Origin of the sequence: Pseudanabaena sp. CCNP1317, assembly GCF_034931345.1 — a bacterium.
Taxonomy (GTDB): Bacteria; Cyanobacteriota; Cyanobacteriia; order Pseudanabaenales; family Pseudanabaenaceae; genus Pseudanabaena; species Pseudanabaena galeata.
Window position 1 is genome coordinate 1 of record NZ_JAYGIF010000106.1, and the last position, 17,405, is coordinate 17,405.

Here is a 17,405-nt window from a genome sequence, read left to right on the forward strand (position 1 = left end):
TTCTGTGGTGGTAAGATGGACAAAGCTCATGAGGGTATCCTAATTATTGTGATTAATATCAGAATATCCTTATGAGTCCCTTTACGCAAAGATCTCTAGGTGTTGCATTTCATCCTTGAATTGGCGTTAACCCTTATAAGTTTTGCATTACTTAAGTTTGTAAATTCAAAATTGATATTGCTCAAATCCATCCCGCTTAAGTCAGATTTACTAAGATTACATTCTTTCAAGAAATATCTCTTTAAATCTAAATTTCTAAGATCACATTCAATAAAATTAGCACCACTTAGATCTACTTTATCGGCAACAAAAGGAGAGCCAATTTCTATACTGATATCTACAAATCTTGCATTTGTAAAATTCACATTATGCATAGTAGTTTCAGAAAGACTCGTTCCAGAGAAATCAGCCTTTCTCAGAATTGCGTAACTTAAATTAGTGTTATTAAAATCAAAACATTTATTTGGATCAATGCTATCAAGAAAATACATTTCTCCAACTCTTGCTAAACCTTTAGTTCTTGAAAAAACAACCCTTATAAAGTTTGTGTTTTTAAATATAGAACTTGCCAAATTTACTGAGAAGAATTTGGTGTTGTTAAAATTAGATTCACTTAAGTCTGCATGGCTCATGTCAGCATTAAGTATATTGGTGTTGCTTAAGTCTATATCACTCAAGTCTGCATGACTCAAATCAGGCTTTAAATCTGGATTTTCTTTTCTCCATTGATTCCAGACACTTATACCTTGCCGAAAAATTTTGAGATGTTCTTGATTAGCCATGGAAAATATTTTTTAAAGATTTAAGTTTTAGTTTATCGAAACTGTAATTAATTTGGCATGAAGTAGCCAGCGATCGCCATATTCATAAACCTATCAACAAGCAAGAGGCAATTTTATCTGTGAATTGAATTGGCGATTTCTATACAGCAACCTGTTGATAGTCAATCTCTGGAATACCAACCATTTCCTTAGCGTGTTCGATCGCCATATTGCAAAGCTGACCATCTTCATTTAAGTCCAACAAGGTGTTCTCATCTAAATTCACGTGAGTTCGACGCACTAAAAGATGGCAGGAGGAAGAGCAGGTAAGCCTTTGAAAAGAAGATCTAAAGCAGGTTTAGTCTCTCGACATGTATAAGCAACCAACCCAGCTAAAAGGTTGACAAGAAAATTAAAAAAACTGCGATGTCTTGAATGCTCAATCTGAGAAATGTTTTTGAGTTGATCATTGACGGACTCAATAATTGCGCGCTTACGCAGCAAAATCTTATCAATCAACTTGACCAAACAGTTTTTCATATTTTTCTTGCGCTTAGTAATCAGTTGTAAACCTTGTTCATAGAGCTTCTCAAACAACTTTTGGGAGATATAACCACGGTCACCAAACAATTGACCAAAGAGGTCTTGAGCCATCTCAGGCACAGGTTGTCGGTCATCAACATTGGCTGGTGTGAGCTTGAAGGCAAGCAATTCCCCTTTGTCGTTGATAATCAAATTTTCCTTTCTCCCTGCATTGATGGCAACATTGGTTGCTCTTGCCAGTGTTTTTCAAAGCTTTCGCAGAAATCATCCACTTCACAGAAGATTCGCGTGATATCCAAGTGCGATACGATACTGTTCATATTGCTGAGGCTTTTAGTTTGTCAAACCTAGTCTCAGCTTTTCTTTTGCTTTTGTCTACTCCGTCGAACTGACGTTAATTTAGTAATTCTCATTATGAAAACGATTTTGGTATTTCCAACGCCTTCGGCGTTGGAAATACCAAAATCGTTTTTTTGACAGCCAGCCGTTGGCTGTCAAAAAAACGATTACTACTTAAGAACTACCTAAACATATAAAGGTACGCCCCTCAGGGGCGCACCTTTATATGTTTAGATTTGTAATACCCTTTTGCTTATTTTGCGATTTTTAGGATTTATTTTATTCTTGGATTTTGAGGAAAAATTCTTTGAAAATTGGGGGAACAATAGAAATAGCCTAGTCGTCTTGGGTGAAATCAGTTCTTTCATGGAACTACTTCCGAGCTATTTACGTCGAACTGAAGCTTTTGGTAAGCAAAGCCCTAGTTTCAGGATTACTCAAGTACGCACAAAAAATATCAAGAAGGACAATAAAATGCTAACTCGGATCAAGAATTACACATTCAATTTGGGGGCGATCGCAATCACACTTAGTGCAACAGCGATCGCAGCATCTCCATCACTGGCTCAAACGACCCCAGTCCCAATTACTGGTGGTAGTTTTACGGTAAACGTTACCAATGCAGCCACAAACAACGTTAATAGCACAGCCGTAACTGTACTAACACCAGTTGGAACTGCTCAAATTTCAGCTCTTTCAGGAACTACTGCTGGGACTACCAATCTAGCTGTTGGCAATAACTTTGACATTGTTGGTAAATCCACTGGCTCTGTCAACTTTGATACTGGGACAACTGCCAACTTTACCAATGCTGATACCACCATCAAAGGTAAAGTTGTTAATACAACTGCGCCTGGTGATGTCTCAGCTTTAGCAGCGCCCGCAACAGTAACTGGTTCTATTCAAAAAGACTCTTTTATTCAAGTTCCTACAGCGAACATCTCGGCGTTACCAGCTAACACTGTTGTTATTCCTATTACCAGTGGGAAGTTTGATGTCACTCGCTTTAATGATGGCACAACCGTTGGCAATAGCATTCCTACTGTGTTGACTCCCTTTGGAACCGCTCAACTCACAAAGTTTACATTTCAAACTCTTGATAATTTGAATGGATCGCCATTATTTGCTGTTGATGATGAAGTGCGTACTACAGGCTTAGCATCTGGTTCTATTCCCAGCAGAGTTAGTACTTTCACCGATGCAAAGACAGCTATGGTTGGGAAACTCACAACGGCAACAGCTAACCCAAATGCTTCATTTACTCTCAAGGGTGACATTACTGGCGGCAACTTGGTTGTTCCATCTAGTGCAACCACTATCCCAAATACTAGCACTGAGACAATTCTCATTCTTGTCAACAATCCAAAATTGTTGAAGTTAGTTGGTCTGAATCCAAGGTTCTTGGCTTCAGGTAAAAGCAAATTCCTGCTTGTACTAGTCAACAACCAAAGCTTGCTGAACTACGTAGAATCTAAGTCTACCGAAGTAGGTTCTAGCGATCCAATCTCTCTCGGCAATGGCAATGCTGTAGATAGGCTAGTTTTCGTCAATTTCCAGAAGAAGAATCTCTACTATTTTAGTGAAGTATCCTATAGAGCTTTGTTGACATCGATCGCTAATTCTAGCAATACCTCCACTAATACTTCTAACAACACCTCCACTAATACTTCCATCAATACTTCTACTCAAGTTGTGAGAGTGGTTTTTGTGGGCTTACCTAGTCGCCTCATCCCTGGTTTTGGCACAGTCGCAAAATTTGAACGCCGCGATCGCAATGATGATGACCGCCGAGGTGATGATCGTCGCGATGATGATCGTCGTGGCGATGACGATGACGATGATGATGACTAAATCTTAAGCTATATCAATGCTTAGAACAAATCAAAAAACAAAAGAGTAATGGCGGCGCGAAGCGCCGCCATTACTCTTTTGTTTTTGAGTGCAAAGTGCTGTAAATAATACGCCCGAATCTTTTTTAAAGTTTACATATTTGGCGCGATCGCGAAAGTGCTATTTCTTCTACTTGCCAACCAAAGGCAAAATGACTAATAGAATTAACCGCAGGTACAGCCGCTCGAATGGCTTGCATTTGTACTTCTAAGGATGGACGATTTGTAAAGGTGGCGTTCCATTGACCGACTAAAATTGGAGCGATCTTGGTTCCCCTCGGAGCATAGTTCGCAACCCTTAGAATTTGCGCCACGATACAGTCTGGCTTGCCACAAACCGCATATACCATTGGTTGCCACTCATAGGCGTTGGTAAATAAATGCCAAGGTTGCATTCGCGAGTCAAATCCAGCACCTACGGGTTGATTACCATCAGAGAAAAAAGCAATACTGGCGGGAATGCCTTTCTGGAAAACAGGTTTAGCAACTGTGTCAAGATAATAGGTCACACCGATAAAAGCATGACCAACTGCTAATCGCCAGAGTTCACTTTGCCAATAGACGATCGCAGGATTTTTTTGCTCAGATGGTTGGCGACCTTGCCAGAGAGGTTCTGTTTCTTGTGGGTAAAGTTTTTTGACAGCTTGCAGATCTGTTGGCGTGATATATCCCTGTTTGAGAAAACGATTAATAATTTCCCGACCCTGAAAATTCTCAGCGCGATCGCGAAAAGCTTGCAAAGAAGCTTGTCCATAAATCCATAGATAACGAACATTACTCACCACCGAAGACGCACCCGCGCCCCGCTTGTAACGCACATAATCAAACACCACCCCGTCAGGTTTGCGCTTAACGACCTCATTCACTGCTAAATACAAATCGCTCTGGGCTTGATAATTGTAGGGATCGATAAATAGCTGATCTTTAGTGGGAACTTCACCTTCACCGTTTTTGCCTAAGTTCTCAACTATGGAAATTGTACTATCACCATTAGCATTGCGAGCGATCGCATTTTGACGGGCTACGGTTAATTTTGATAGTCCATTAAGATCTACGCCTCTACCATAACCAGTTCCCACATTCATCGTAAATATCCATGCATGAACCTTAATTCCTCGTTCTCGACCTTTAGCGATCGCCAGTTTTAATAAATCTGCATTTTTATACTTCTCTGATTGCACAAGGGAATTCCAAGCAGTTACATTCTCTGATTGTGGTAATAGAATCTTGCCATCGGAAAGCACCTCTATAAATACTTGGTTATAGCCCTTATTCACAATCCGATCCATCACTTCGTCAAGTTTGCCAGACTGCAAATCACAGGGATATAAACGCAGCCAGATCCCTTGAGTTTTCAGCCAAGATTTTTGACGGCAGGTATTTAGAGATTGACTATGCTCCTTCATAATCGCTTGATATTCTTTAGTGGCAACTAAATTTGCACTTTTAGATTTGTCTTGAAAAGCAGCAATCCGCAAATTTTCTTTGGTAGCGATCGCATCCTTATCAAATTGACAATATTCACCAACTTGAGCAAAGGCTGGTTGTAAAACAATGGCTACTAAGAAATTAGTACCTACAATAAGGGAAAAGAATTGAGTAGCGATGTTGACTGACATAGGAGAACCGCAATATTGATGGGGGATGAAATTGCTGTAATGTTTTTGGGAAATATGTTATTACAGCAATTACCGATCAAACAAACCACAAGAAAATTTTTGAAAGCATTGCTAAGCAACGCTTTCAAAAATTTTCTTGGTTTGGGTTTGAGCGCAAAGCGCTGTAAATTTTTGACATAGCGCCAAGCACTGTAACAGAAATCAAACACCATAGCAGACTTTAATCGCCATGACTGATGTTATTAATCCATCAACCGTTGAATCACCTGAGACTTATTTACAGTTTGGCAATCGCTATTACCAGTCTGGCAACATTGCTCTGGCTCTGAAAAACTATGAACGAGCCTTAGCAATCAATCCAGATTTGGCTGCTGTCCATGAACGAATTGGATTAGTTCATCAACAGCAAGGAAATGACATGGAAGCGATCGCGAGTTTTACTAAAGCAATTCAGATCAATCCGCAATCATTAGAAGCCCAATTAGGATTAGGGAATGCTTATCAAAAGATGGGTTGGGCAGAACTTGCGATTACCCATTTTCAACAAGCTCTTGAACTGTATCCCGATCGCTTTTTGACCGAATATCATTGCAAACTGGGGGATAGCCTCAAAGAGAGAGGCAAGACAAAAGAAGCTTTGGCTAGTTATGAAAGAGCGATAGCTACCAATCCTGATTGTATCGATGGCTATCGAGCGATCGCTCAAATATATATGCGTCAGAATGATCCTGAAGCAGTACATACAGTTTATGAACGTGCTAATGCTCGTAATTTAGAACTACTACAAAGTAAGGATTATAACGCCCTAGGGGTAGCATGGATGTTTCAAGTTAGTTCTCTAAGTGACACAGAAAAATCTGCAATAGATGATTGTGTAGATAGAGCTATCTCCAGTTTTGAACGTGCTATTCAAATCGAGCCAGCCCATGCTGATGCCCATTGCAATCTAGGCAGTGCTTTCATTCGCAAAAATCAATTTAAAGATGCCATTATTGCCTATAAAGAAGCGATCGATATCGATCCAAATTTTGCTCAACCCTACTTCAATCTTGGCATTCTCCTCAATAATATTGGCAAGGTTGACGAAGCGATCGCCTGTTTTCAATCCGCCGTTGATCTTGTTCCTAATTGGGTCGAAGCAAAACAATATCTCGGTAAACTTCTAGAGCGCCAGCTATAAACACTAATATTGCTAGGTAATGCGTTTGCTATATTCAAAGTATAGTCAGACTTTGTGAAGATCATCAGGTATCGGATGTAGAGGCCTATAACTCAACCCTAGAAACGATCATGCAACGGTAAGGTGCAGACGCAATCTATGGTGTAGTTAATCGCAGTTCGGGTTAATTTCAAACTAACTCCTAGAGAGGGTTCGCGCTGCGAACCCTCTCTAGCAGGCAAAACAGTAAAAGCCTCGCTTCGCGAGGCTTTTACTGTTTTGCCTGCTAAAATTTTGTAGCTTATCCCGAACTGACGTTAACTAGAACGTGAGTTCGATATAGCCATTTGCGGCGTGCGAAGCACGCCGCAAATGGCGAAAAATGGTAAGAATCGCTTAGCGATTCTTACCATTTTTCGCTTTCGTCGAACTGACGTTAACTAGAGGGTAAAAGGTCGCCAAGGTAGATCGCTTGTACCAGTTAAAAGCAAATCTTTGGTAATTTGTGCTGTTACGGGAGCCATCAGTACACCATTGCGATAGTGACCTGTGGCAACCAAAATGTGAGGATAATCTGGCACAAACCCTAAAATTGGTGATTGATTGGCAACTGGTCTGGGTCGATCGCCTGCCCATGTTTCTAAAACTTCCGCCTTGGCAAAAGTAGGACACCATGCGATCGCCTGTTCTAGTAATAAAGACACATTCGCCTCGTTGGGCAATTCTTTTGGTTCAAACTCTAAGGTTGCGCCGAGCCAATAGCGATCGCCACCTAACGGCACAATATTCAGATCGGAGCCATCCTCATTTTCAATATGCACAACATTTTTGAGGTCTAAATTGGGGATGTATAGCAATAATGCTTGACCAGCAACTGGTTGCATCAGATCTTGTCCTGCATATTTAGAATGATTTTTTAGAAATGGTGACAATATGGCATTAGAGCCTAAACCTGATGTAACAATAATGCGATCGCTAGATATATCTTCTAAATTCTCGACTGGTGCATTCCAAAGAAATTTCACCCCATTTTGAGTTGCGGCTTTGACTAGGGCATTAACCAATTGTGTAGGATGCACAGCCCGATCACATGGACTTAATAAGCCGCCATTGGTCTGCCATTGTGAGAATTCTTGAGCAATTTGTTCGCGATCAAGCCATTGCAAATTAAATCCCTGTCTTTGGCGAATCTCAGATAGCGATCGCGATTTTGTCTCCGCATCAGGCGAGCGATACAAATTTAAAATGCCGTTGCGGTTGTAGAGGATGTCGTGTTTTGTTTGATCGGTTAACTCAGATATGAGGCGATCGTATTTACTCAAGCTCGACAAGCGCAACCTTACTAAAACACCTCTTGCTCTAGAACCAGAAGCAGCCATCAGTACCCCCAGCGCCGCACCTGTAGATACCATTGCAGGGTCAGCATTTACCTCTAGAACTGTCACATTTAGCTCATACTCTTTGCATTTGCTTAATTCATAGGCAATCATTGCTCCGATCACACCGCAGCCAATAATAGTGACAGTTTGCATAGATATTTTCAATTTTTCAGTAGATGTAGCGAAAGGCGCGAAGTGTCCTTGTCTACTCTAAGATCTGATTGTCATCATAATTAAAGTCAATGCTAAACTTTTGAAATAAGTGCAAATCCTGTAGCATTTGTGGTCAAAAATTTCCCAATCCTGTAAAAATCCTGCATTAAACCTGTGATTACGCTAAACTTGCTGCATCCCATCGAATCCAACCCAATCCAAACATGGAAATTTGTATCTGAGCCTGTGATTCGGATTGGGCGATCGGGCGATAATGATGTGATTCTTTATAGCTCTGTTGTCTCGCGCTACCATGTTGAGCTACATCGTCACTCGCTCTATTGGGAAATAGTTAATATTGGCGCAAACGGTACATATATTAACGATCAGCAAATTGATAAGGAGCGCGTGCAGGATGGGGTGACTATTCGACTTGCGACAACGGGACCTAAATTACAAATTTTATTAGATGGGGTTGAATCGATGTCTCCTTCCTCTCACGCTGCTGCTACTAGCCCAAAGTCCCCAACAAAGCCAAGCGATGGTCGCCCTACCTTTATGTCACGTAAGGACTCTGCGATTTAGATTTTTCTTTACTGTGCGTCCCTAAGTAATTTAGTTTACAACTTGGTACAGATGCGAGTTCAAAACTGTGTCACCTAATTTAGATTTTTTTGAAATAAGCGATCGCCAATATCGTATTATCATAGACTTGGCATAATTTGGCACTTGCTGACAGTTTTGCCAAAGGTTGGCAAAAGCACAAAAAATGTTTTTTGATTTCTAGATATATACAATCTAGGCGTACTTAATCTAGGCATATTTAAATAATGAAGGTCACTCTAGAGAAGCTTCCCGCTAGTCAAATTGGTTTTGACATTCAAGTAGAAGGGGCAAAGTCTCAAGCAATATACGATCGCATCGTCAAAGACTTGACGCGCACGATGCAAGTCCCCGGTTTTCGCAAAGGCAAAGCGCCTACTCAAATTGTATTGAGGCAAGTTGGTAGCCAGCGACTAAAAGCTAATGTCCTTGAAGAGTTGCTAGAAAAAACCTTAAACGAAGCCCTTGCTGAGAATAAAGAAGTCAAAGATAAAGCTTTGGGAGGCTTTCAACTAATTACCGATATTGAAACTCTTGTCCAAACCTTCACTCCGGGGCAAGAAGTAAACTTTAAAGCGGCGATCGATGTTGAGCCAGAAGTAACTCTCAACAAATATCAAGGCTTCACGGTTAAGGCTGAAGAAATTAAGCCAGACCTCACCGAAGTCGATCGCACCCTAAACGAATTTCAAGTTCGCAAAGCCACGATTGTCCCGATAGAGGATCGTCCTGTCGCCCTCAATGATGTTGTTACCGTTGATCTTAAAGTGCTAGATCGTGCCACTGGCGAAGAATTGCCTGACGCGGGTGAAGCGGACTTTCAACTAGATGTTGATGAAAAAGCCTTTATTCCTGAAGTTGTTCAGGCAATTGTAGGTGCAGAGATTGATTCAGTCGTTGAAGTCGAGTCAATTTTTCCTGAAGAATATTACCCCGAAGAATATGTCGGTAAGGAAATTAAATATGTGGTCACGATCAAATCGATCAAAGGTCGTGAGCTTCCTGCCCTAGATGATGAGTTTGCTCAATCGATCAGCGACAAAGAGACGATTTCCGAATTGCGGGAACTCCTCGAAAAGCGTGTCATTGATGAGGCTGAGTCTAAAACCCAAGCCAACAAGGAACGCGCTGTGCTTGAAGCCCTCACCGCCGAACTCGAAGTGGATCTACCAGCAACCCTCTTGCAGCAAGAACTAGACTTTTTGGTGCGCCAACAAGCTAGCTACTTGCAAGAGCGCATCGATCCCGCAATGGCAAAGCAACTGTTTACCAAGGAATTGGTTGAAGAAATGCGTCGCCTCAATCAACCAGAGGCAGTAACCCGTCTTCGTCGTAAAGTCGCCCTTGATAAAATTGCTGAAGAGGAAAAGCTTGCGGTTGATGAAGCTGCACTCAAAGAAAGAGTTGCTAGCACCTTGGAAGTCCTCAAAGATCCTAATATCGATCCCGCTAGATTAGCTAGCTTGATTCGTGAGGAAATGCGGACTGAGATCGCTGTGGAATGGTTGATTGAGCATTCTGAGATTGAGTTGGTCGAGCAAGGTTCACTCAAACCAGAGCCAGAAGCCATCGAAACTATCTCACCAGAGACTGATGCAGATGCCATAACTGTTGATGCAACATCTGAAGAAGCTTAATTAAAAGTAAGAGGGGGGCAAAGCCCCCCTCTTACTTTTAAATTGCGTAGAATAGTATGGCTAGATACCAATACTGTTTTTGAGGCATAATAACTCTTAAATCTGTATAGCAAAACCCAGCTTTACCAATTAAGCCTTTTCTAATCAGGTTTTGCCTAAGATCATGCATCAAAATTATGGTGAATTTAAAACGAATGTTCTCTTTATCTAGTCAATTAGCATCAAATCAATTTGCGATCGCTTCGACCCAAAATCAGGTTGTACCGATGGTAGTCGAGCAATCGGGTAAAGGCGAGAGAGCATTTGATATTTTCTCGCGCTTACTGCGTGAGCGCATCGTGTTCTTGGGTTCGCAAGTAGATGACACCACATCTAACCTGATTATGTCGCAGCTTTTATTTTTAGAAGCTGAAGATCCTGAAAAGGACATTTATCTTTATATCAATTCTCCCGGTGGCTCAGTCTATGCGGGCATGGCGATTCTTGATACCATGAACCATGTCCGCCCCGATGTTTGTACTATCTGTATGGGCTTGGCTGCTAGTATGGGCGCATTTTTGTTGGCGGCTGGCGCTAAGGGCAAGCGTATGTCTTTGCCTAATTCACGGATCATGATTCACCAACCTCTTGGTGGCGCTCAGGGGCAAGCCGTTGATATCGAAATTCAAGCAAGGGAAATCTTGTACATCAAGCGATCGCTTAACGAAATGTTATCAGCTAACACAGGCAAACCTCTCGAACAGATCGAACAAGATACCGAGCGAGATTTCTTTATGTCTCCTACGGAAGCTCAACAATATGGTTTAATTGATCGCGTTTTAACCAATTCCAACAGCCTCCAGCCATCTGTCCTATCCCTAGTCTAGCCACAGCGAGATAGCTTATGCCCAGTAAATATGACTCTCATCTTAAATGTTCCTTCTGTGGTAAGTCACAGGAGCAGGTACGCAAACTCATTGCAGGACCAGGGGTATACATTTGTGATGAGTGCGTTGATTTATGCAACGAAATTCTCGATGAGGAGTTGTTTAACAGCGCTCCACCTCAATCTACCCAGCGTAAAGATCCTGCTAATGAAAAGCGGAAAACTAAAACTGCGGCAAATCTTAATCTCAGTCAGATCCCTAAACCCCGTGACATTAAACGCTATCTTGATGAAAATGTAGTTGGGCAGGACGAAGCCAAAAAAGTTTTGTCGGTTGCTGTCTATAACCACTACAAGCGTCTAAGTTTTATCGAGTCGGCTAGTAAGGGGCAAGTTGAAGATGGGGTTGAACTTCAGAAATCAAATATTTTGCTAATCGGTCCTACGGGTTGTGGTAAGACCCTCTTGGCGCAAACCCTAGCCGAAATGCTAGATGTGCCTTTTGCTGTCGCCGATGCTACCACGCTTACTGAGGCGGGCTATGTTGGTGAAGATGTAGAGAATATTTTACTGAGGCTCTTACAGGTTGCTGACCTTGATGTTGAAGAGGCTCAGCGCGGCATTATTTATATTGATGAAATCGATAAAATTGCACGTAAGGGGGAAAATACTTCGATTACGCGTGATGTTTCGGGAGAAGGTGTGCAACAAGCCTTACTCAAAATGCTCGAAGGCACGATCGCAAACGTACCACCTCAGGGTGGACGCAAGCATCCTTACCAAGACTGCATCCAGATTGACACCAAAAATATCTTGTTTATTTGCGGTGGCGCATTCGGTGGTATGGAGAAACTGATCGAGCAGCGTATTGGCAAGAAGTCCATGGGCTTTGTGCAGCAGGGTGAGTCAATTCCTCGCGAAAAGCGGACTGCGGAGATTTTGAAAAATCTACAGCCCGATGATCTGGTCAAGTTTGGGATGATTCCTGAATTTATCGGTCGGGTTCCTGTGACGGCTGTTCTTGATCCGCTTGATGAAAAAGCGCTGATGGCAATTTTGACTGAGCCTCGGAGTGCCTTGATCAAACAGTACCAAAAACTCTTGAAAATGGATAATGTCCAGCTTGAGTTTCAGTCTGATGCAGTTCAGGCGATCGCCAAGGAAGCCTATCGTCGGAAAACAGGGGCGAGAGCTTTGCGCGGTATCGTCGAGCAGTTGATGCTAGACATGATGTATGAGTTGCCTTCACGCAAGGATGTCACCAAATGTCTAATTACTCGTGACATGGTGGAAAAACTATCTACGGCGGAGATTTTGCAGCATCCAGCTTCAATGCCTAAACCTGAATCAGCGTAGAAAACTCAAAAAAACAAGCGTAGCATGTTCTTTCTAGGGATTTTAAAAGCTAAAAATGGCAACTCCATTTTTAGCTTTTTCACTATGTTTGTGCATCAAATCTAGTGCGAAAATTCCCATACTTAATCCAATATTGCTTTAGTTGATGATGAGGTGTATGCAAACTAGCTTTGGAACGATAGAGAAGTACTTGACGATGATCGCCCATCCAAATTTTATCGACTGGATCGACAGAAATAACTGTACCACCAAGTGCTATAACGCATTCAGAAAATCTTTCTACGGCACTGTAGTCAACACTTTCAAATACAAAGAAGTTTCCTGAACAAATTAGGTGGCGACTGCGAATCCAACATTGCATCTTTTTTTGAGCTTCTGGTGGGAGCATTTTAGCTTCATTTGACTCTAAATTGATCGCAGGAAGTTTATAAGACAGTTGGGACTTCATGGGCAAAGCTCTCCTGTTTTTCAAATTTTAATGGACCAGTGGTAGAACCCCATACCTGTTGATGGGTATGAACATCCATCCCTTTATCGAGACTCGCCCAAGTCGTTTCGGTGATTTCGACATAGCTATCGAGATAGGTTTGACAGCCATTTTTCTCGATAAAGCAGCTATTCCCTTCTACCTCTCCAAAGAAGCGATCGCCTTCTCTTCTAAATACCATTGAGCAGTTATGGCGACGCTCAATCACATCAGGCGAAATAGTATTGAGAATGTCTAAATTACGTCCTGAGCCAGCATAAAACATGGCATTTTTGAGACTGAAGTTCTCAATATAAATATGATTGTCGCGATTAACTAAGCGATGAACTCCTTGACGGTAAGGAGTCCATAGATCGTAATCGTAAACCTGTTCTGAATAGAGTCCGATCCCAGAGAAGAAGTCAAAAGGCAAAGGACGAAAGAAAACATGGATATGGGCAAAATCTTTAGGGCTAGCCGATGCTTGTTTATAGTTGCTAAAATCTCCTGCCATCCAACGAGCAAGGGTGAGCAAATCATTTGATGTCACTTCAGCTTTATCCATCATTTTCGGAGATATTGGTTAATCTTTAGATTTCAGGATGAGAATTGATGATGCAAAACATCACTTACAACACTGTGCGCCTAAGTGAAATCCAAACTTTTATTGATCAGTAATGCAAAGCAAGACTTCTTCTAAAAAGCTTGTGGTTTATTGGATTGCAAATTGCTGTAAATCTTAGTCTCCAGATTTAAGGAAGCAATGTTAACAATGTCTAACACTACATATCCGATTCTTGAGACTTTTGGCGAATCTCTGAAGAGAAAGAAGCCGTGACTAAACCCGTACCTGCACTGGTTTTGATTAGCGATACTCGACAGCGCACATTAGGATTAACAAACCAGATTTTTTCTTCGGCTGCTACACGATCGTAAGCAGTGATGAGCACAAACGTACCATCATCAGTAAAGTGATATTCCCCAATTGCCGCAACTTCCTCTGCATAGCCTCGTTCACGGAGGAGTTTTCCTCTCCTAGGCTGTACAGGGTCAGGGACTGGGATTAAGACGCAATTACCTTTAATTGCTTCGCTATCTTCCCAGTCAGATTGACCTTCCCAACTCATCCGAAATGGTGATGCCACCGTTTGCGGATCGATATTGTAGATTTTGCAGAGTTCGATCACTTCGGTGGCTTCGGTGGAAAGTGAAGTAATATCAATCTCCGACTGAACAGCCTCAAAATGACCGAATGCTAAATGATGAGCACTACGCTGTGAGCGCCAATGCCCGATCGAGTTCTCTACAAAATCCTGAATATCCATTAACTTTTTAACTAACTTTTGGGTTTCCGTGGCGATCGCGGTACTTGAAGATCACTTTTGGGCTTGTTAAAACCATTACCTGATTTACTAGAGGTTTTGGTCTTTTTCGATTTAGATAATGGTGTAGCCACTTCGGATGATTCAATTGAAGGCTCTACTGCTGTGACTGGTAGACTTGCTTCAACATCATTCTTAACGGTTTCTTTTAGGCCATTAAGAATGATGTCAGAAATTTGCTCAGAAGAGGTTTCGGGAAGGTGGTTGGTATCTTGCTCAGGACTAAATTTTGCAGCAGTCTCTACAACTGTCTCTGGGATTGGCTCTATAGTGATTTCTGGAACAATCTCTACGGCGGGTTCTGGCGCAGCAACTACCTCAGCGATCGCTGGTTCTTGCCCTTGATGGCTAGACTCTTTCTTGCTAATACTATTACTAGTCTTAGTAGAAGTGCGCGATTTTTTGGCTTTGACAGTTGGTTCGGCGACAGGATTTTGATTGGTTGAGATAGATTCGGAAATAATTTCCACAACAGGAGCTTGCTCTGTAACTACCTCAGCGATCGCTACTGGCTCTTTCCTTGGAGTACTAGGCTCCTTTTTACTAAAACCATGTCCAGTCTTAGTAGAAGCCCTTGACTTTTTAGGTTTAGCTGTTGTTTCAGAGAGAACCTTTTTAGGTTTAGAAGTAGATACTGCTGCTTCTGAAGTGTTTTCAGAATTGATTTCAGGAGTGTCGTCAAGAATAACTGTAGGAATATTTTCTAAAATTGGTTCTGATATATGTTCAAGCTTAATTTCAGGTATAGACTCAGAAACTATCTCAGAGGTATCTTCAGTAACACTTTGTACAGTGCTTTCCACAGTATGCTCTGAATGAATTTCTAAAGGAGTCGTAACAGCTTGTTCGATTGCGATCGCAGGAGTTGCTTCGACATTAGCCTTATTTTCTTCGACAAATGCAATCACAGGTTCAACCGTGGGCAAGTTAGGCTGAAATCCTTGAATAGATATATTTGTAATCTTGCCACCAAAGCGCTGGATTGATTGCAACCTTTTAGAAAGGGAGCTATAGGGAACTGTGACTGTACACCTAGCACTTTGCATCTTGATGGCTTGATTACCGCCTGTAAACTCAATGGTGATACGGTGGTTTGGATCAACGCTTAAGTTTGGGTTAGCGGAATTAATATCTATACTTTTCATGTAAAACTCATCCTAGCGATCGCAATTATGCGACCACATATCAAAACATTTTTAAATGATCCGTATAAGTATTCCGTAAAAACGTCTCTGAAAATCAGTTTTTTTATGTCCCAAATGTTACAAAAGACTGCTTAGTAATCTTTTGTAACATTTGGGTCAAGTACTTACCACTCTCTACTGGCAAAAGAATGCCATAGCTATTCTTCTAATTGCTTAATTCTTAAGCAATTTCCGTAATGCTAACGATTTTGCCAGAGGTACGGTTAATCCTTTGGATTTGAGCAGTCATGTTGCTCTTAGAGACGATGTACTCAGTGGAGCTAACACGGCGGCGAGTGTCAAACTTGGAACCAGATACCAAGATCTTGAAGCGTTTTTCAGTGCCAGAACCAATTACAGTGGCACTTGAAGGCTTAATGGCTTTGCTGCTGTTGGTTGCCACTTCATAAACTAACTGTGAAGATTGCACAGCACTATCAGACTGGGCTGCACCACGATCAAGTGAAAAAATACGATTGTAGCCAACTTGATAGGCATTGTTAGCACTATCTTTACCACGATTGTAAGGAACAACATTTTCACCAAAGGCTGCTTGATATTCATCGCTATCAATGAAGGAATCAATCTCAGCATCATAGCCTTCAGCAACAGTTCGCACGATATGCTCAGATACTTCACGTTGATCCTGTGGAGCGCGACCTAGTAGATGCAAGAAATTGAGTTCAACGAAGCGGTAAGGAGCGCAAGAGGTGAAATAGCGATCGCGATAGAAGTCAGATTTTGCGACGATGCGAACAAACTCACGAACTGAAATTGAGCGATCGCATAATCTTGATTCTGCCGACAACAAACGCTCACTTTCCATGACGTGAGGATTGCCTAAAACTTGTTTGTAAACATTGCGAATAATTGTTTCCAATTCTTCGGCACTGCTGTTAGGTTGCAGTTCAAGAGCAGCTAATAAAGTTGCCATAATAAATTTTCTCTGTAGTGAAAATGGTTAATGAGGTTGTTTTAATAAAAAAATTTAATGAACTTCGCTAGATCACACTAAGCGTTCTCTAGCGAATAAAAAACTAAACAGCAGTAATACTAGCGATTACGCCGCCTTGTTGATGAATGCGTTGGTATTCTTGGGAAAGTTGGTCGAAAGGCACCAAATAGACTTTGTTGCTTCGACGGAACTTGGAAATACTGTTAACAGATTTGGCACGGTAGCCAGTAACTTCGATACGGTAAACCTTGCTGCTAGGAGTACCAAAGGAACCACGACGGGTAAGTGGTGCATCAGCAGGAGTACGGAAGGTTCCACTATCACCAGTTGAAGGAATGACAGCCGTGGGAGTGGAGTTGATGATTAGTGAATTTAGTTTGGGGCTATTGCCTGCCAAATCACCTTTCAAGCTGCTGCTTGAGGCTCCACGAACTAATTCAAAAGTGTGGGTGAACTGTACCAAGTTGGTAATAGCTTCAGTCTTATAGCCACGAATATAAGGAACAATGTTTTCACCAAAGGTAGTTTGGTATTCATCACTGTCGATATAGGAGTCGATATCAGCCTCAAATCCTTTAGCATCAAGGATATCGCTATGGCTACGCACTTCAGCATAATCGATTGGTGCGCGACCAAGCAAATGACGGAAGTTGAGTTCAGTTGTGCGATAACGTGCAGCGTTAGTAAAGAAGCGGGAACGGTAGAGGTCAGATTTGGCAACTGCCCTTACAAATTCACGGACGCTTAATTCGCCACGCTTGAATTGGGATTCAGGAACGCTGAGTCTTTCGCTCTCCATTACATAGGCGTTACCTAGTACTTGACGATAAACCGCATTGATAATAGTTTCTAGCCCTTCCGAAGAAAGACCATTAACTGATTCAATGGGAGGAGTTTCATCAAATAGGCTGACACCCAAGCGTGAAGCTGGTCCAAAAGGCATTAGACAATATCTCCTGATTTAACGAAAGAATATGTATTAAAAGTATTTCAATAGTGATTACGCAGATTTTAGATTTCAAGCTCAGCATTGCTTAACCTTACGCCTAAAACCTGAATAAAAAATGAGTAAAGCGCAATTTATACGCTTTGTTATAATCGATTCTCTTACAAGT

General features: G+C 41.7%; 16 protein-coding genes and 1 pseudogene. 6 read left to right on the forward strand and 11 right to left on the reverse strand.

Features of this window, described 5'->3' with window-relative positions:
• Window positions 1-95 precede the first annotated feature (95 nt).
• The 3 genes and pseudogenes from VB775_RS19245 to VB775_RS19255 all read right to left on the reverse strand — a co-directional run.
• Window positions 96-782 (reverse strand): pentapeptide repeat-containing protein, encoded by a 687-nt coding sequence (locus VB775_RS19245; protein ID WP_281008129.1) that lies wholly within the window; start codon window positions 780-782, stop codon window positions 96-98.
• A gap of 139 nt (window positions 783-921) precedes the next feature.
• Window positions 922-1,062 (reverse strand): hypothetical protein, encoded by a 141-nt coding sequence (locus tag VB775_RS19250; protein ID WP_281008130.1) that lies wholly within the window; start codon window positions 1,060-1,062, stop codon window positions 922-924.
• Window positions 1,062-1,511 (reverse strand): annotated as a pseudogene (locus VB775_RS19255) (IS982 family transposase); the annotation flags it as partial. The gene VB775_RS19250 and the pseudogene VB775_RS19255, both read right to left, overlap by 1 nt.
• Before the next feature lie 498 nt (window positions 1,512-2,009).
• Here VB775_RS19255 and VB775_RS19260 point away from each other — a divergent pair.
• Entirely contained in the window at window positions 2,010-3,494 is a 1,485-nt protein-coding gene (locus VB775_RS19260; protein ID WP_281008132.1) for a hypothetical protein, read from the forward strand.
• A gap of 124 nt (window positions 3,495-3,618) precedes the next feature.
• Here VB775_RS19260 and VB775_RS19265 read toward each other — a convergent pair whose 3' ends face one another.
• A complete protein-coding gene (locus tag VB775_RS19265; RefSeq protein WP_281008133.1) occupies window positions 3,619-5,151 on the reverse strand; it encodes a family 10 glycosylhydrolase in 1,533 nt (510 codons plus the stop codon).
• Between the two features lie 229 nt (window positions 5,152-5,380).
• Between VB775_RS19265 and VB775_RS19270 the strand changes: the two genes are divergently transcribed.
• On the forward strand, window positions 5,381-6,331 hold the full coding sequence (locus VB775_RS19270) for a tetratricopeptide repeat protein (protein ID WP_281008134.1): 951 nt from the start codon (window positions 5,381-5,383) through the stop codon (window positions 6,329-6,331).
• 419 nt (window positions 6,332-6,750) lie between these two features.
• Here the strand turns inward: VB775_RS19270 and VB775_RS19275 are convergent, their stop codons facing one another.
• Window positions 6,751-7,842, reverse strand: a complete 1,092-nt coding sequence (locus tag VB775_RS19275) for an NAD(P)/FAD-dependent oxidoreductase (RefSeq protein WP_281008135.1) — start codon at window positions 7,840-7,842, stop codon at window positions 6,751-6,753.
• 174 nt (window positions 7,843-8,016) lie between these two features.
• Here VB775_RS19275 and VB775_RS19280 point away from each other — a divergent pair, with 174 nt between their 5' ends.
• From VB775_RS19280 to clpX, 4 genes are all read left to right on the forward strand, one after another.
• A complete protein-coding gene (locus tag VB775_RS19280; RefSeq protein WP_281008136.1) occupies window positions 8,017-8,427 on the forward strand; it encodes an FHA domain-containing protein in 411 nt (136 codons plus the stop codon).
• A gap of 245 nt (window positions 8,428-8,672) precedes the next feature.
• Window positions 8,673-10,082 (forward strand): trigger factor, encoded by a 1,410-nt coding sequence (gene tig / locus VB775_RS19285; protein ID WP_281008137.1) that lies wholly within the window; start codon window positions 8,673-8,675, stop codon window positions 10,080-10,082.
• A gap of 194 nt (window positions 10,083-10,276) precedes the next feature.
• Complete coding sequence (gene clpP, locus VB775_RS19290) at window positions 10,277-10,948, forward strand: ATP-dependent Clp endopeptidase proteolytic subunit ClpP (protein WP_281009366.1); 672 nt, start codon at window positions 10,277-10,279, stop codon at window positions 10,946-10,948.
• 17 nt (window positions 10,949-10,965) lie between these two features.
• Complete coding sequence (gene clpX / locus VB775_RS19295; protein ID WP_281008138.1) at window positions 10,966-12,303, forward strand: ATP-dependent protease ATP-binding subunit ClpX; 1,338 nt, start codon at window positions 10,966-10,968, stop codon at window positions 12,301-12,303.
• A gap of 82 nt (window positions 12,304-12,385) precedes the next feature.
• Here the strand turns inward: clpX and VB775_RS19300 are convergent, their stop codons facing one another.
• The 6 genes from VB775_RS19300 to VB775_RS19325 form a co-directional block, all read right to left on the reverse strand.
• Window positions 12,386-12,751, reverse strand: a complete 366-nt coding sequence (locus VB775_RS19300; protein WP_281008139.1) for a CpeR family transcriptional regulator — start codon at window positions 12,749-12,751, stop codon at window positions 12,386-12,388.
• On the reverse strand, window positions 12,729-13,337 hold the full coding sequence (locus tag VB775_RS19305; protein WP_281008140.1) for a chromophore lyase CpcT/CpeT: 609 nt from the start codon (window positions 13,335-13,337) through the stop codon (window positions 12,729-12,731). The genes VB775_RS19300 and VB775_RS19305 overlap by 23 nt, the downstream gene beginning before the upstream one ends.
• A gap of 214 nt (window positions 13,338-13,551) precedes the next feature.
• Window positions 13,552-14,094, reverse strand: a complete 543-nt coding sequence (locus VB775_RS19310; RefSeq protein ID WP_281008141.1) for a phycobiliprotein lyase — start codon at window positions 14,092-14,094, stop codon at window positions 13,552-13,554.
• A gap of 11 nt (window positions 14,095-14,105) precedes the next feature.
• A complete protein-coding gene (locus VB775_RS19315; RefSeq protein WP_281008142.1) occupies window positions 14,106-15,296 on the reverse strand; it encodes a phycobilisome linker polypeptide in 1,191 nt (396 codons plus the stop codon).
• 220 nt (window positions 15,297-15,516) lie between these two features.
• Window positions 15,517-16,269, reverse strand: a complete 753-nt coding sequence (locus VB775_RS19320; protein ID WP_281008143.1) for a phycobilisome rod-core linker polypeptide — start codon at window positions 16,267-16,269, stop codon at window positions 15,517-15,519.
• Between the two features lie 103 nt (window positions 16,270-16,372).
• Window positions 16,373-17,233, reverse strand: coding sequence for a phycobilisome linker polypeptide (locus VB775_RS19325; RefSeq protein ID WP_281008144.1), 861 nt, complete (start codon window positions 17,231-17,233; stop codon window positions 16,373-16,375).
• Window positions 17,234-17,405: the final 172 nt, after the last annotated feature.

Coding starts and splice junctions, on each gene's coding strand:
- VB775_RS19245 (WP_281008129.1), bottom strand. CDS start 782: ATGGCTAATCAAGAACATCTCAAAATTTTTCGGCAAGGTATAAGTGTC.
- VB775_RS19260 (WP_281008132.1), top strand. CDS start 2,010: ATGGAACTACTTCCGAGCTATTTACGTCGAACTGAAGCTTTTGGTAAG.
- VB775_RS19265 (WP_281008133.1), bottom strand. CDS start 5,151: ATGTCAGTCAACATCGCTACTCAATTCTTTTCCCTTATTGTAGGTACT.
- VB775_RS19270 (WP_281008134.1), top strand. CDS start 5,381: ATGACTGATGTTATTAATCCATCAACCGTTGAATCACCTGAGACTTAT.
- VB775_RS19275 (WP_281008135.1), bottom strand. CDS start 7,842: ATGCAAACTGTCACTATTATTGGCTGCGGTGTGATCGGAGCAATGATT.
- tig (WP_281008137.1), top strand. CDS start 8,673: ATGAAGGTCACTCTAGAGAAGCTTCCCGCTAGTCAAATTGGTTTTGAC.
- clpP (WP_281009366.1), top strand. CDS start 10,277: ATGTTCTCTTTATCTAGTCAATTAGCATCAAATCAATTTGCGATCGCT.
- clpX (WP_281008138.1), top strand. CDS start 10,966: ATGCCCAGTAAATATGACTCTCATCTTAAATGTTCCTTCTGTGGTAAG.
- VB775_RS19300 (WP_281008139.1), bottom strand. CDS start 12,751: ATGAAGTCCCAACTGTCTTATAAACTTCCTGCGATCAATTTAGAGTCA.
- VB775_RS19305 (WP_281008140.1), bottom strand. CDS start 13,337: ATGATGGATAAAGCTGAAGTGACATCAAATGATTTGCTCACCCTTGCT.
- VB775_RS19310 (WP_281008141.1), bottom strand. CDS start 14,094: ATGGATATTCAGGATTTTGTAGAGAACTCGATCGGGCATTGGCGCTCA.
- VB775_RS19315 (WP_281008142.1), bottom strand. CDS start 15,296: ATGAAAAGTATAGATATTAATTCCGCTAACCCAAACTTAAGCGTTGAT.
- VB775_RS19320 (WP_281008143.1), bottom strand. CDS start 16,269: ATGGCAACTTTATTAGCTGCTCTTGAACTGCAACCTAACAGCAGTGCC.
- VB775_RS19325 (WP_281008144.1), bottom strand. CDS start 17,233: ATGCCTTTTGGACCAGCTTCACGCTTGGGTGTCAGCCTATTTGATGAA.